We start from the raw sequence: 14131 nt of genomic DNA, 5'->3' as shown, positions 1-14131 counted from the left end.
TTCCCACGCTTTGGCATGATGGCCAAGCCGTGTTACCGAGAGGCAAGGCCGCCTCAAGCTGGCCATCGAGGACCCCTAGGGAATTGCCGCATGTCACCTGCATCTGAGAAACCACGCGTCGCCGTTATTGGTCTGGGGTCGATGGGTTATGGCATGGCCCTGTCGCTCAAGAAGGCCGGCTTCACGGTGACCGGCTGCGACGTCTCGGCGGATGCGGTGAAGCGCTTCGTGGCGGACGGAGGGCAGGGCGCTGATACCCCGGCCGGCGCTGCGCAGGGCGCGGATATTGTCATCAGCGTCGTCGTCAATGCCGCGCAGACGGAGACCATCCTGTTCGGGACGGATGGCGTTGCCGAAACGCTGCCGAAAGGTGCGGTATTCGTATCGTCCGCGACGATGGATCCCGATGTCGCCCGCCGCCTCGCTGGGGATCTCGAAGCCACCGGTCGACATTACCTCGATGCCCCGATCTCCGGCGGTGCACAGCGCGCGGCGCAGGGCGAACTCACCATTCTTGCATCCGGCAGCGAGGCTGCCTTTGCCAAGGCGCGGCCGGCGCTCGATGCCATGGCCGCCAAGCTCTACGAACTCGGTGATGCCGCCGGGCAGGGCGCCGCTTTCAAGATGATCAACCAGCTCCTCGCAGGCGTACATATCGCCGCCGCCTCGGAAGCCATCGCGTTTGCCGCCAAGCAGGGTCTCGATATCCGCAAGGTCTACGAGGTGATCACCGCCTCCGCCGGCAACTCCTGGATGTTCGAGAACCGCATGCCGCATGTGCTCGATGGCGATTACACGCCGCGCAGCGCGGTCGATATCTTCGTCAAGGATCTTGGCATCATCCAGGACATGGCGCGTACAGCGAAATTCCCCGTGCCGGTCTCCGCTGCGGCTTTGCAGATGTTTCTGATGACCTCGGCGTCAGGCATGGGCCGCGATGACGACGCGTCGGTGGCGCGGATGTATGCCAAGGTCACCGGTACCAAGCTGCCGGGTGAGTCGAATTAAGAACACGAGGACGATCGATGCCCCGCTTCGCCGCCAATCTCAGCATGATGTTTAACGAACACGCATTCCTCGATCGCTTCGATGCCGCGGCCAAGGCTGGCTTTACTGCGGTGGAGTTCCTGTTCCCCTACGAGCATCCGCCGGAAGCGATCGCCGAACGACTGGAACGCAACGGGCTCAAGCAGGTGCTGTTCAATCTGCCACCGGGCGATTGGAATGCCGGCGAAAAGGGTTTCGCCGCACGTCCCGACAAGTTCGATGAGCTCCGGCAGAGCATTCACACGGCACTGCCCTATGCCCTGGCCACCAATGTCCGCCGGCTGCACATGATGGCCGGTCTCGCCGATCGCCGCGATCCGAAGGCCGTGGCGGCTTTCCGCAAATCCATTGAATGGGCCGCGAATTTTCTCGGCGAACATGGCGTCGACGTGGTGATTGAGCCGATCAACCCGCGCGACGTGCCCGGGTATTTTCTCAACGACTTCATGTTCGCGCGCGACATCATCGCCGACATGAAGATTCCGAATCTCGGGCTGCAGTTCGATATCTATCACTGCCAGATCATTCATGGTGACGTCACGATGCGGCTGCGCGAGATGCTGCCGTGGATCGGGCATATCCAGATCGCCAGCGTGCCGTCGCGCAACGAACCGTCCGGCGAGGAACTGAACTATCCGTTCCTGTTCGATGAACTCGACCGGATAGGCTACGACAATTATGTCGGTTGCGAATATCGCCCGGCCGGCGACACGGTCGCAGGACTTGGCTGGTTCAAGCCCTATGCCGGAGTGAAAGCATGACGCTGGCGCTGGGCTGCATCGCTGACGACTACACTGGTGCGTCCGACCTGGCCAACACGCTGACCCGCTGCGGTCTGCGCACGGTGCAGACCATCGGCATTCCTGCTGATGATCTGCAGCTGCCGGACGTCGATGCCGTTGTAGTATCGCTGAAGAGTCGCTCGATCGCGGCCAGCAGGGCGGTCGAGAAATCGCGCGCCGCCGAAAAATGGATGCGCAGCCGCGGCGCGGATCATGTGCTGTTCAAGATCTGTTCGACATTCGACTCCACCGATGCCGGCAATATCGGCCCGGTGATGGACGCGTTGCGGCTCGATTCCGGTGACAATATCGTGCTGGTGACGCCGGCATTCCCCGAGGCCGGTCGGACGGTCTATCAGGGCAATCTGTTCGTTGGCTCCGTGCCGCTGAACGAGAGCCCGCTCAAGGATCACCCGCTCAATCCGATGCACGACTCCAATCTCGTCCGTGTGCTGGCGCGGCAGAGCGCGACAAATATCGGGTTGGTCGATCTCGGAGTTGTCGCCTGCGGCGCCGACGTGGTGCGGACGCATCTCGATGGACTGTCGGAGAATGGCTTTGGCGCGGCGATCATCGACGCCGTATTTGCCAGCGATCTGGAAACCATCGGTGCGGTCGCCCTGGGTCATCGCGTCTCTGTCGGTGCATCCGGTATGGGGCTTGGCCTGGCGCGCGCACTGGTCGCGTCCGGCCGCGTCAAGGCGAATGCGGCGACCTCGATCAAGGATACGCCTGTGGGTGGCGCTGCAGCCTGTCTGGCCGGCAGTTGTTCGCAGGCCACGCTGCAGCAGATCGCGCGCGCCGAACAGGTGATGCCAGTGCTGCATCTCGATCCCGAACAGGTGATGGCCGGCGGCGCGGAAGTTCAGCGCGCGCTTGGCTGGGCGAAGGAGCGGCTCGGCAAAGGCCCGATCCTGATCGCCAGCAGTTCGACGCCGGATCAGGTGACGGCGCTGCAAAAGCGCCATGGCCGCGATGCCGCGGGGCATGCCATCGAGCAGGCGATGGCCGATCTCGCCGAAGGTCTCGTCCGCGCCGGCGTACAACGGCTCGTCGTGGCTGGTGGCGAGACATCTGGCGCTGTCGTGGATCGTTTGGGCATTCCGGGTTTTCTGGTCGGTGCGGAAATCGCCGCCGGTGTGCCGGTGTTGCGCGCGGTCGGTGCGGCGGAGCGCCAGATGCTGCTGGCGCTGAAGTCCGGCAATTTCGGCGGGCCGGCTTTTTTTGAAGATGCGCTTGGCCTGATGACCTGATGGATGTCGCCCAATCCCGGGGCGACAGGCTGCCCGAATAGGCAGGGCGCTGCTTGCGCCGCGCGCATTACAGATAGTTCATCTTGACCGGCTCGTGACACTTCTGGTGTCACGGGCCGCAGCCGCGTCTTTTTAAGCCTAAAACTGTTGTGCGGACGCCACGGCGGCCCGGAAACAATTAACAATACCGCTGAAGTGAATTGCCGTGAGGCTTCGCGCGTTAGCTATTTTGTCGCAGGTCGGGTAAATCTGGTGGCGTGGACAGGCCGGGAAACCGCTCGTTCGCAGCCCTTCATGCAAAGAGGATTGCCCGTTCATTCATGAACCGAGCCGATAGGCTTATGCCGGCCCGGCTCACTAATCGGATGCGGACGATCTCTCTAAACAGGTGAATTCGATCGTGGGCAGGCGGGCTTCCGCAGTGCCCCTCTCGTCAATGTATCGAGGACTACCCGTTCATGATCTCGTTGGTGCGCATCGCCCTGACCCGGCCTTACACCTTTGTGGTGCTGGCCCTGCTGCTGCTGATTGTCGGGCCGCTGGCCGCGCTTCGCACACCTACCGATATTTTCCCTGACATCCGCATCCCGGTCATCGGCGTGGTCTGGCAATATACCGGCCTCCCGCCGGACCAGATGTCCGGCCGTATCACCACGCCGTTCCAGCGCGCACTGACCACCACGGTCAATGACATCGAGCATATCACTGCCAATTCCTATGCCGGCTTCGGCATCATCAAGATTTTCTTCCAGCCCAATGTCGACATCCGCACCGCCAATGCGCAGGTCACCGCGATCTCGCAGACGCTGATCAAGCAGTTGCCGCCCGGCGCCACGCCGCCGCTGATTCTGAACTACTCGGCCTCGACGGTGCCGATCATCAACGTCGCATTGTCGGGTGACGGTCTCACCGAGCAGAACCTCGCCGATATCGGCATCAACCAGCTTCGTACCCCGCTGGTCACCGTGCCCGGTGCCGCGATCCCATATCCGTTCGGCGGCAAGCAGCGCCAGATCCAGATCGATCTCAATCCGGGCGCGCTACAGGCGCGTGGTCTGTCCGGTCAGGACGTCGCCAATGCATTGGCGGCGCAGAACCTGATCACGCCGGTCGGTACACAGAAGATCGGCGAGTTCGAATATACGATCAACCTCAACAATTCGCCGCTGAAGATCGAAGAACTCGGCCGGCTGCCGATCAAGAGCGTCAATGGCGCCATGGTCTATGTGGATGACGTCGCCACCGTGCGCGACGGCAATCCGCCGCAGACCAATATCGTGCATGTGGATGGCAATCGTTCGGTGCTGATGCAGGTGCTGAAGGCAGGCTCGGTTTCCACGCTCGATATCATCTCCGGCATCAAGCAGAAGGTGATCGATTATCGCGCCGCGCTGCCGGACGCATTGAAGATCAGCTATATCGGCGACCAATCCGGCTTCGTGCGCGGCGCCATCGAAGGCGTGGCCGTGGAAGGCGTCATCGCGGCATTGCTGACGTCGGTGATGATCCTGCTGTTCCTTGGCAGCTGGCGTTCCACCGTCATCATCGCGGTGTCGATCCCGCTGGCGGTGCTCGGCGCCATCATTATGCTGTCGATGATTGGCGAAACACTGAATATCATGACGCTGGGCGGTCTGGCACTTGCGGTCGGTATTCTCGTCGACGACGCCACTGTGACCATCGAGAACATCAATTACCATCTGGAGCAGGGCAAGGACGTCGAGACCTCGATCATGGACGGTGCGGCGCAGATCGTGACGCCGGCTTTCGTGTCACTGCTGTGTATCTGTATCGTGTTCGTGCCGATGTTCTTCCTCAACGGCATTGCGCGCTTCCTGTTCGTGCCGATGGCCGAAGCGGTGATGTTCGCGATGGTCTGGTCGTTCCTGCTGTCGCGCACGCTGGTGCCGACCATGGCCAAGTATCTGCTGCAGCCGCATGTCCATCATGACGGCGAGAAGCCGCCGACCCGCAATCCGCTGGTGCGCTTCCAGCGTGGCTTCGAAGCCGGCTTCGAGCGGATCCGCGGCGGCTATCACGGCCTGCTGGATATGGCGCTGGCGCGGCGCCCCGTTTTTGTGATCGGCTTCCTCGGCGTCGTCGGCGTGTCGTTTCTGCTGGTGCCGTTCCTTGGCCGCAACTTCTTCCCATCGGTCGATGGCGGCGCCATCCTGATGCATGTCCGCGCCCAGGTCGGCACCCGCATCGAGGAAACCGCGAACCAGTTCGCCGATATCACCAAGGCGGTGCGCAAGATCATCCCGCCGGATCAGATCGAGACCATGACCGATAATATCGGCATGCCCGTCTCCGGCATCAATCTCACCTATAACAACACCGGCGTGATCGGCCCGCAGGATGGTGACTTCCAGATCAAGCTGAAGGAAGGCCACAGGCCGACCGAGGAATATGTGCGGCAATTGCGCGAGCAACTGCCGCGGCAGTTCCCGGGCGTCAGCTTTGCCTTCCTGCCCGCCGACATCGTCAGCCAGATCCTGAACTTCGGCGCTCCGGCCCCGATCGACCTGCAGATCCGCGGTGCGAATCTCGCGGCGAATTTCGAATATGCCAACAAGCTGCTCGGCAAGATCCGTCGCATTCCCGGCATTGCCGATGCACGGCTCCAGCAGTCGCCGAACAATCCCGGCTTCAACATCGATGTCGACCGCACCCGTGCGCAATATGTCGGCCTGACCGAGCGCGATGTCACCAACAGCCTCGTGGTCAACCTCGCAGGTTCGTCGCAAGTCGCGCCGACCTATTATCTCAGCCCTGATAACGGCGTGTCCTATTCCATCGTGATGCAGACGCCGCAATACAAACTGGATTCGCTGGGTGCGCTGGAAACGCTGCCGATCACGGCCGTGAATGCCAGCAACAACTCCCCGATGCTCGGCGGTATTGCCAGCATCAATCGCTCGACCTCGAATGCCGTGGTGTCGCAATATGACATCCAATCGATGGTGCAAATCTATGCCACCACGCAGGGCCGCGATCTCGGCTCCGTGTCCAACGATATCTACAAGGTGCTGGAAGAAACCAAGGCGGATGTGCCGAAGGGCAGCAATGTGGCGCTGCTCGGTCAGGTGCAGACCATGAACAGTGCCTTTGCCGGCCTGTTGTTCGGCCTGCTCGGTGCCATCGTGCTGATCTATCTCTTGATCGTCGTGAACTTCCAGTCCTGGTCCGATCCGTTCGTGATCATCACCGCGCTGCCGGCGGCATTGGCCGGCATCGTCTGGATGCTGTTCACGACGCAGACCACGCTGTCGGTTCCGGCATTGACCGGTGCCATCATGTGTATGGGTGTCGCGACGGCCAATTCGGTGCTGGTGATTTCCTTTGCCCGCGAGCGCTACGCGATCCTCGGCGATCCCATCAAGGCTGCGTCCGAAGCCGGTTTCGTCCGCTTCCGCCCTGTGCTCATGACCGCTTTGGCCATGATCATCGGCATGGCGCCGATGGCGCTGGGCCTCGGCGAGGGCGGCGAGCAGAATGCGCCACTTGGCCGCGCTGTCATCGGCGGCCTGATTTTTGCTACCATCGCCACGTTGATGTTCGTGCCGGTGGTGTTCAGCATGGTTCACAAGAAACAGCAGCCCGAAAATCAGCCTGCGGCTGACGTGGCTACCTCGGAGACTTTGCATGCCCACTGAGCAGACCCCCCCGGTGTCACGCCGCAAGCTCGGCTTGGTCGGAGTGATTGGCCTGTGCGCCGCTGGCGCCATCGTCGTCACCGGCATCATGGCCCGCGCCAAGACCGAGAGCGATTTGAAGGCCTGGACCGACGATCAGGCGATCCCGACGGTCGCTGTCGCTCCGCCGGATGCCCGCGTCCTCAACGCGTCGCTCGATCTGCCCGGCCGGCTCGAAGCCTATTACCGCGCGCCGATTTTTGCCCGCGTCTCGGGCTATCTGAAGAGCTGGAGCGCCGATATCGGTGCACAGGTCAAATCCGGCCAGGTGATCGCCGAGATCGAAGCCCCGGACCTCGATCAGCAGTTGCTGCAGGCCCGTGCTGACCTTGTCAGCCAGCAGTCCAGCGCCAAACTGTCGGAAGCAACGCTGAACCGCCGCAAGACGCTGGTGGCGTCGAACTTCGTCTCGGCGCAGGAAATCGACGAACGCACCGCCGATCTGAACAACAAACGCGCCGCCGTGAATTCCGGCCAGGCCAATGTTGAGCGTCTGGAAGCGCTGGCCGGTTACAAGAAGATCACCGCGCCGTTCGATGGCGTTGTGACCCAGCGCAACACCGATGTCGGCGCGCTGATCTCGGGCGGCACCGGCACCGGCGCCGCGATGTTCGTGGTGTCCGACATCAAGAAGCTGCGCGTCTATGTCGACGTGCCGCAGAGCTATGTGCCGGCGATCAGGTTAGGTGCCAAGGCGATCATCAGCGTGCCCGATCATCCGAACAAGACGTTCCCGGCCACGGTGGAGGCCTCGTCGCAATCGGTCGATGTGGCGTCGGGCACCACGCGCATGCAGCTCGTGCTCGACAACCCCAATGGCGAATTGCTGCCGGGTGGCTATGCCAATGTGAAGATGAGCCTCGCGCGCGATTCCGCGCCGCTGCATGTGCCGGCTTCGGCGCTGATCTTCAACAAGAGCGGCCTGCGCGTCGCGACCGTTGGAGCGGACGACAAGATCCTGTTCAAGACCGTGACCATCGCCAGGGATCTCGGCCGCGACATCGAGCTCGCATCCGGCATCGCCGCCGACGACCGCATCGTCATTGCCCCGCCGGACGGCCTCAACGACGGCGACAAGGTCCGTATCACTGGCGGCAGCGGTACTCCGAAAAACGGCAAGCCGACGGCCGAGACGGACAAGAAGGAAGTGAAGGGGTAGGGCGTTGACGCCGCGCTATGCCGGACTCGTATGCCTGGCATAGCGCCCCCTCCGTTTACGATTATCTAGTGCATGATGCCTTCGCGATCGAACAGCGCCATCAAGGTGCAGCTCATTGTTGCGATCAGCTTCTCCTCGCCTTGCTCCACCGCAAAGGCCTGGCCCTCGCAAACCGTTATGGTTCTGCCGGGCTTGAGCACGCGGGCCCGAAACAGGAACTGCTCGCCGCGGGCCGGGGCCAGAAAATTGGTCTTGAATTCGACGGTCAGAACCGCGGCATTGTCGGGCATCAGCGAGAAGGCGGCATACCCGCAGGCTGTATCCAGCGCTGTCGTGATGATGCCGGCATGAATGAACCCGTGCTGCTGCGTAAAGGCGGTGTTGTACGGCATTTTGAGTTCGACTTCGCCGGCGGCCTGGCGAGCAACTTTGATGCCCAGTGTCGCCATCGCCGTTTGGCGGGCGAAGCTCGCCTGGACGCGGGCCTCGAAGTTTGCATCCTTTGGAATGAATCTGGTCATTTCGCTTTATCGCGCCTTTCGCCACTCCAGCACGCCGTCACCTGCCGTGCTGATCGGCCCCGACGCTCCCACCGGCGTCTTGTCCTGATCCATCAAAAACGCCAGCGTCGCCTGGTCCTGCACTGGCACACGCGCCAGCGCGCGTTCATTGGCCGCGGTGCGCAGGATCACCACGCCGTGTTCGATCTCGCCACCGCGGCCGTAGATCACCGTGAAGCTTTCGACAGTGCCGTTGCCCGAGGCCTCGGTGACATATGTCGGGACCGGCTTGCGGTTGCGGTCGGCGTCCGCCTGCACATTGGTGTCCTGCGCGAGCGTCTCCTTTGGTGCCTCCTTCGACACCACCAATGCGTGGTGCTTGGTGACGAAGCCGCCCTGCGCGTAGAGCAGGCCCGTCTTGGTCCCCGCGCGGATTTTGCGGACCATCGCGCAGGCGGCATGCGCCATGTAGTCGTTCAGCGGCGCGCCAAAGAAGGTGAGACCGCCGGTCACGGTTGGTTGCACGTCGCTGCCAAGGCCGAGGGTGCGGCGGGCCATCTTGGGCACGCAGGGGAAACAGCTATAGAGCTCGATGGCGCCGAAATTCTTGCCGGAGCCGCCGACCAGATCCATGGCCACCTTCAGCACCGCATTCTGCGCGTGGCTCTCCACATACTGGTCGCGGTCGAGATAGTCGCGCGGCTCCTCGGCTGAAGCGCCGCCCCAGACATGCACGATGCGATCCTCGGGCACGCCGGCAGCGCGCGCCTTGGCAAGGCTGGTGACGAGGATGGCGGCCGACTGGTTCACCATCGGATTGGCGACCATCAGCTTGGTATAGGGCCAGGCGATCAGCCGATTGTCAGGCGTCGGCGTTGTGATCTCGTCGGGCGTGAAGGCCTTCTTGTTCCACGCTTCCGGATTGGTCGCCGCGACGCCTGCATAGCGCGACCACAATTCTCCAGACTCTCGATGGGCCTCGCGCGGCGTTTGGCCCCAATGCGCGGCGGAGGCGGCTTCATAGAACGGGTAGACCGTGACCGGTTTGGCCACCCCTAGTTTGGTCGCCATCGGCTTCTGATAGTTGGCGCCGCGCAGCGGCTCCGGCGCGTCCTTGGCGAATGGTGTCCAGGGCAGATCCACCTTGGCGCGTTCAGCCTTGGTCGCGGTGCCCTGCGATTCCGCGCCCGTGATCGCCGCGACCTGAGATTCGCCGCGCGCGATACGCTTGGCTGCTTCATGAATGTAACGGATCGGGCTCTCGCCGCCGACCGGGCCGTAATAGGCGTGCTTCGGCACGATGCCGAGCTTCTCGCTGAGCTGCTTCTCCGGAGCCGTGTAGCGCCAGCTCAGGAAGTTCACGATGTCGAGCGAGTCGATATCCCCAAGCAGCTTGCCGCCTGAATCCTGTTCCGCGCGCTTCAACGCCTCAATCATCAGCGCGAGTGGCTCGAGACCTTCCGTGAGCTCCCTCGGATGATCGGAGAATTCGCCAACGCCGACGATGACGGGGATGCGGTCTTCAGCTTGGTTCGACACTGCCATTGTTCTTGCTCTTGCCTCTATTCGGAAACCAGCATGGTGAGGTGCTCTGCCGCTTCGGCAAAGTCCTCCTTGAATTCCTGCACAACTGCGCCTGCCGACTTGACGCTGTCAATCAGGCCGACGCCTTGCCCGACGAAATAGCTGACCAGATCCCGTGCCTGCGCATTGCCCGCGGCTGCGGAACGATCAATCGAGGCGAAGGCGTCGCGGCTGATCAGGCTCTGCAGTGGCATCGGCAGCGCGCCTGGGCTGTCTTCGACGCGATCCCAGGCATCGGTCCAGACCGAGCGCAATTGCCGTGCGGGCTTGCCGGTACGGCCCCTGGAACGGATCGCATCGCGCGACGAGGCGGCAATCATTTTCTCGCGAAAGATTTCGGAGGTTTCGGATTCCGTGGTCGCGAGCCACACCGAACCGGTCCAGACACCTGCCGCGCCCATCGTCATGCAGCCGGCCATCTGCCGCCCGGTCATGATGCCGCCGGCGGCGAGCACCGGGACCTCGCGCATCGGCTTGATGGCCTTGATCACCTCCGGTACCAGCACCATGGTCGAGACCTCGCCGCAATGGCCGCCGGCCTCGGTGCCCTGCGCCACGAGAATATCGACGCCGGCCGCAACCTGCCGGATCGCATGTTCCTTGGCACCGACGAGCGCCGCCACCGGCACGCCATGCGCCTTGCCCATCTCGATCATCGCCTTCGGCGGCACGCCGAGTGCATTGGCGATCAGCCGGATCGGATGATTGAAGGAGACGTCGAGCAGCCGCAGTGCAGTCTCGCCATCGAATGGCTGCGGCTGATCGGAGGAGACTTCGGTGATCTTGAGATCGACGCCGTATTTCTTCAGCAGGCTCCTGGTGAAAGCGCGATGTTCCGGCGTGATGTGGCGCTCCAGCGACTTCCAGGTGACATCCTTCTCGCCTGCGGTGGAGATGTTCTCCGGGATCAGCACGTCGATGCCGTAGGGCTTGCCGTCGACGTGATCGTCGATCCACCTCAGTTCCTGCTCTAGCGTTTCCGGCGAATGCGCGGTGGCGCCGAGCACACCGAAGCCGCCGGCGCGGCTGACGGCGGCAACCACGTCGCGGCAATGGCTGAAAGCGAGTAGCGGAAACGCGATGCCCAGCATCTCGCAGATCGGCGACTTCATCGGCGTGTCTCCCTGAATCTCTTGTGACCCGCTTCATGTGGCGAGTTCGTGATGAACGCTAGCGTATGGGGAAGGGCGATGCCAAGCGGACGAGGGGCATTCCGCCTGGCAAAATACCGGGGCAACGACGCCCGATTTCCTACTTGCGCTTTCGCGTCATGCGGGAAATGCTGCGTGTAACAAGCAAAGCAAAAACTACGGGAGTGAACGCATGGCCGGTGCACAGCCGCAATCTGTCTCACATCACAACGCACGCATCGATGTCGTGGTCGTCGGCGCCGGGTTCGCGGGGCTTTATCTGCTGCACAAGTTGCGCGGCCTCGGTCTCCATGTGAAAGTTTTCGAACAGGGCGGCGATGTCGGCGGCACTTGGTACTGGAACCGCTATCCCGGCGCGCGCTGCGACGTCGAGAGCATGCAGTATTCGTTCTCGTTCGATAACAAATTGCAGCAGGAATGGGACTGGAGCGAGCGCTATGCGCCGCAGCCCGAAATCCTGCGCTATGCCGGCCATGTTGCCGATCGTTACGATCTGCGCAGAGACATCCAGTTCAACACGACCGTCAAATCCGCAGTTTTTGATGAGCGCGCCAATCGATGGACGGTAACGACTTCCGATGGTCAGGCCACCATCGCGCAGCATGTCGTACTCGCGACGGGTTGTCTGTCGAACGCCCGCACGCCCGAATTCAGGGGCATGAAGGATTTCAAGGGCAAGGTCTATCACACCGGCAACTGGCCGCATGAGACAGTCGATTTCACCGGCCTGCGCGTCGGCGTCATCGGCACCGGATCGTCAGCAATCCAGTCGATCCCGCTGATCGCCGAGCAGGCGAGCCAGCTCACTGTGTTCCAGCGCACAGCAAATTTCAGCGTGCCGGCGCGCAACGCGCCGCTCACCGATGATGAGCGCAAATCGTTTCGCGACAATTATCCGGAAATTCGCCGGCAGGCGCGTGAGGATTTCAAGAACGGCATCGTGCAGCCGATTCCGGATCGCGGCGCGCTCGACGATCCGGAACATGAAAGGCGTGAGAAGTATCATGCGCGATGGACATCGGGCGGGCTTACCTTCATGGGCGTCTACAATAACCTGGTCCTGGATCAGCGCGCCAACGATACCGCTGCCGATTTTATCCGCGAGAGAATTTCAGAGATCGTCAGCGATCCGGTCACAGCGAAACTTCTGCAGCCGAAGGATCATCCAGTCGGATCCAAGCGTATCTGCGTCGACACAGATTACTATGCGACCTTCAATCGCCCGCATGTGACGCTGGTCGATATCAAGGCCCATCCGATCGAGCAGATTCTGCCGAATGCCGTGCGCACCGGCGGCAAGGATTACGAGGTCGACGCGCTGGTGCTCGCCACCGGCTTCGACGCGATGACCGGCTCGGTCGCCAAGATCGACATTCGCGGCCGCGGCGGCCAGACGCTGAATGACAAATGGGCAGAAGGCCCGCGAACCTATCTCGGCCTGATGAGTGCCGGCTTCCCGAATCTCTTTATCGTCACCGGTCCCGGCTCGCCCTCGGTGCTGTCAAACATGATCGTGTCCATTGAGCAGCATGTCGACTGGATCACCGACTGCCTGAGCTATATGCGCGACCGCGGCGCCGAGGTGATCGAGGCAACGCATCCCGCGGAGGACAAATGGGTCGCGCATGTCAACGAGGTGGCGGCCGGCACGCTCTATCCCCAAGCCAATTCCTGGTACATGGGTGCGAATATTCCCGGCAAGCCGCAGATATTCATGCCCTATATCGGCGGCGTCGGTGTCTACCGGCAGATCTGCAACGATATTGCCGCGAAGGACTATGAGGGATTTGCGATGACGGTGGGGGCGCGGCCAAAGGAGGCCGTGGCGTCGTAGAGGGGGCGAGAGACTGCGCTCCCCCGGTTGTCATGGCCGGGCTTGACCCGGCCATCCATCTTCATTGGCTGCAGGGGCAAAGATGGATGCCCGGATCAAGTCCGGGCATGACAGCGTTTGTGGTTAGAACGCCGTATACCCGCCATCGATCACGAACGTATCCGCCGTGTGATACGATGACGCCTTGCTCATCAGATAGACCGCGATGCCGCCGAAATCCGATGGTTCGCCGAAACGGCGCACCGGAATGCGCGGCATGACATTGGCGACGAATTTCTCGTTACCCATGATCCCGGCGGTCATGTCGCTCTTGATCCAGCCGGGCAGGATCGCATTGGCTGTCACGCCCTGACGGGCCAATTCGACGGCCAGCGCGCGCACCAGTGCATTGATCGCGGCCTTGGTCGCCGCATAGTGTTCGTTACGGGCAGTGCCGAAGATCGAGGCAAGACTCGATGTCGCAACCAGGCGGCCGAATTTGTCGCCGGCCTCCGCGCGTTCGGTCATATGCCGTGCGGCCACCTGGAAGGCATGGAAGACGCCGTCCAGATTGGTCGCGAACATGGTGCGCCACTGCTCTTCGGTGCGGTCGATGAAATTGTGCCGGCCGCCGCCGCCGATGCCGGCATTGGCGAAGCAGCCATCGACACGGCCGAATGTCTTGAGCGTGGCATCCATCGCCGACTTCACCGAGGCGGTGTCGGTCACGTCGCAGACCAGCGTATCGACCATGCCAGTGCAGTCCGCCATGGTGGCAGCTGCGCTCTTGTTCTTCTCGGCGTTGCGGCCCCAGATCGAGACGTTGCAACCGGCGGTGGCCAGCGCCTGCGCGATGCCGAGGCCAATACCGCCATTGCCGCCGGTGATGACGGCCACGCGGCCGCTGAGGTCGAATATCTGTGTAGACGTTGCCATGTCAGCGTTTCCATGTTTGGCGCACGTTATGCCGTGCGTCCGTCGGTGGGCTGGTGTTCCCCAGGAAGCATGGACAAGCGCGTCCGAAAAATCAAATATGCCGCCTGACATACAATCGCATGATCCCGAAAAGTGGATGCCGCTTTTCGGATCAGATCATGCCCAGACAGAGCTTCCACACCGCGGAATAAACACGCGGATCATCCCGTGA

At 62.1% G+C, this 14131-nt stretch carries 10 protein-coding genes; 6 read left to right on the top strand and 4 right to left on the bottom strand.

Annotation, left to right across the window (positions count from 1 at the left end):
- Positions 1 to 90 precede the first annotated feature (90 nt).
- The 5 genes from ltnD to CHC01_RS03075 all read left to right on the top strand — a co-directional run bounded on the left by ltnD (position 91) and on the right by CHC01_RS03075 (position 7936).
- On the top strand, positions 91 to 1008 hold the full coding sequence (ltnD, locus tag CHC01_RS03095) for an L-threonate dehydrogenase (protein WP_089262361.1): 918 nt from the start codon (positions 91 to 93) through the stop codon (positions 1006 to 1008).
- 17 nt (positions 1009 to 1025) lie between these two features.
- A complete protein-coding gene (otnI, locus tag CHC01_RS03090) occupies positions 1026 to 1808 on the top strand; it encodes a 2-oxo-tetronate isomerase (protein WP_089262359.1) in 783 nt (260 codons plus the stop codon).
- Positions 1805 to 3082, top strand: a complete 1278-nt coding sequence (otnK, locus tag CHC01_RS03085) for a 3-oxo-tetronate kinase (RefSeq protein WP_089262357.1) — start codon at positions 1805 to 1807, stop codon at positions 3080 to 3082. The genes otnI and otnK overlap by 4 nt, the downstream gene beginning before the upstream one ends.
- Positions 3083 to 3540: 458 nt before the next feature.
- Complete coding sequence (locus tag CHC01_RS03080; RefSeq protein ID WP_089262355.1) at positions 3541 to 6738, top strand: efflux RND transporter permease subunit; 3198 nt, start codon at positions 3541 to 3543, stop codon at positions 6736 to 6738.
- Positions 6728 to 7936: an efflux RND transporter periplasmic adaptor subunit gene (locus tag CHC01_RS03075; RefSeq protein ID WP_089262353.1), complete on the top strand. Its 1209-nt coding sequence runs from the start codon at positions 6728 to 6730 to the stop codon at positions 7934 to 7936. The genes CHC01_RS03080 and CHC01_RS03075 overlap by 11 nt, the downstream gene beginning before the upstream one ends.
- Positions 7937 to 8001: 65 nt before the next feature.
- Here the strand turns inward: CHC01_RS03075 and CHC01_RS03070 are convergent, their stop codons facing one another.
- Genes CHC01_RS03070 through CHC01_RS03060 form a run of 3 tightly spaced genes read right to left on the bottom strand, consistent with a single transcriptional unit; the run spans position 8002 to position 11132 of the window.
- Complete coding sequence (locus CHC01_RS03070) at positions 8002 to 8457, bottom strand: PaaI family thioesterase (RefSeq protein ID WP_089262351.1); 456 nt, start codon at positions 8455 to 8457, stop codon at positions 8002 to 8004.
- A gap of 6 nt (positions 8458 to 8463) precedes the next feature.
- The gene (locus tag CHC01_RS03065) at positions 8464 to 9981 is read right to left on the bottom strand and encodes an acetyl-CoA acetyltransferase (protein ID WP_089262349.1); all 1518 of its coding nucleotides are present in this window, start codon (positions 9979 to 9981) and stop codon (positions 8464 to 8466) included.
- A gap of 17 nt (positions 9982 to 9998) precedes the next feature.
- Entirely contained in the window at positions 9999 to 11132 is a 1134-nt protein-coding gene (locus CHC01_RS03060; RefSeq protein ID WP_089262347.1) for a nitronate monooxygenase, read from the bottom strand.
- 211 nt (positions 11133 to 11343) lie between these two features.
- Between CHC01_RS03060 and CHC01_RS03055 the strand changes: the two genes are divergently transcribed.
- Positions 11344 to 13005 (top strand): flavin-containing monooxygenase, encoded by a 1662-nt coding sequence (locus CHC01_RS03055; protein ID WP_089262345.1) that lies wholly within the window; start codon positions 11344 to 11346, stop codon positions 13003 to 13005.
- Positions 13006 to 13128: 123 nt separating this feature from the next.
- Here CHC01_RS03055 and CHC01_RS03050 read toward each other — a convergent pair whose 3' ends face one another.
- Positions 13129 to 13920: an SDR family NAD(P)-dependent oxidoreductase gene (locus tag CHC01_RS03050; RefSeq protein WP_089262343.1), complete on the bottom strand. Its 792-nt coding sequence runs from the start codon at positions 13918 to 13920 to the stop codon at positions 13129 to 13131.
- Between the last annotated feature and the right edge of the window lie 211 nt (positions 13921 to 14131).

Source organism: Tardiphaga sp. OK246, from assembly GCF_900188215.1.
Taxonomy (GTDB): Bacteria; Pseudomonadota; Alphaproteobacteria; order Rhizobiales; family Xanthobacteraceae; genus Tardiphaga; species Tardiphaga robiniae.
The sequence above is the reverse complement of the archived record's forward strand: the minus strand, read 5'-3'. Positions and strand labels throughout refer to the sequence as shown.

Excerpts from the sequence above, each read along its gene's own strand:
- ltnD (WP_089262361.1), top strand. The coding sequence starts at position 91 with ATGTCACCTGCATCTGAGAAACCACGCGTCGCCGTTATTGGTCTGGGG.
- otnI (WP_089262359.1), top strand. The coding sequence starts at position 1,026 with ATGCCCCGCTTCGCCGCCAATCTCAGCATGATGTTTAACGAACACGCA.
- CHC01_RS03050 (WP_089262343.1), bottom strand. The coding sequence starts at position 13,920 with ATGGCAACGTCTACACAGATATTCGACCTCAGCGGCCGCGTGGCCGTC.
- CHC01_RS03060 (WP_089262347.1), bottom strand. The coding sequence starts at position 11,132 with ATGAAGTCGCCGATCTGCGAGATGCTGGGCATCGCGTTTCCGCTACTC.
- CHC01_RS03070 (WP_089262351.1), bottom strand. The coding sequence starts at position 8,457 with ATGACCAGATTCATTCCAAAGGATGCAAACTTCGAGGCCCGCGTCCAG.
- otnK (WP_089262357.1), top strand. The coding sequence starts at position 1,805 with ATGACGCTGGCGCTGGGCTGCATCGCTGACGACTACACTGGTGCGTCC.
- CHC01_RS03075 (WP_089262353.1), top strand. The coding sequence starts at position 6,728 with ATGCCCACTGAGCAGACCCCCCCGGTGTCACGCCGCAAGCTCGGCTTG.
- CHC01_RS03055 (WP_089262345.1), top strand. The coding sequence starts at position 11,344 with ATGGCCGGTGCACAGCCGCAATCTGTCTCACATCACAACGCACGCATC.
- CHC01_RS03080 (WP_089262355.1), top strand. The coding sequence starts at position 3,541 with ATGATCTCGTTGGTGCGCATCGCCCTGACCCGGCCTTACACCTTTGTG.
- CHC01_RS03065 (WP_089262349.1), bottom strand. The coding sequence starts at position 9,981 with ATGGCAGTGTCGAACCAAGCTGAAGACCGCATCCCCGTCATCGTCGGC.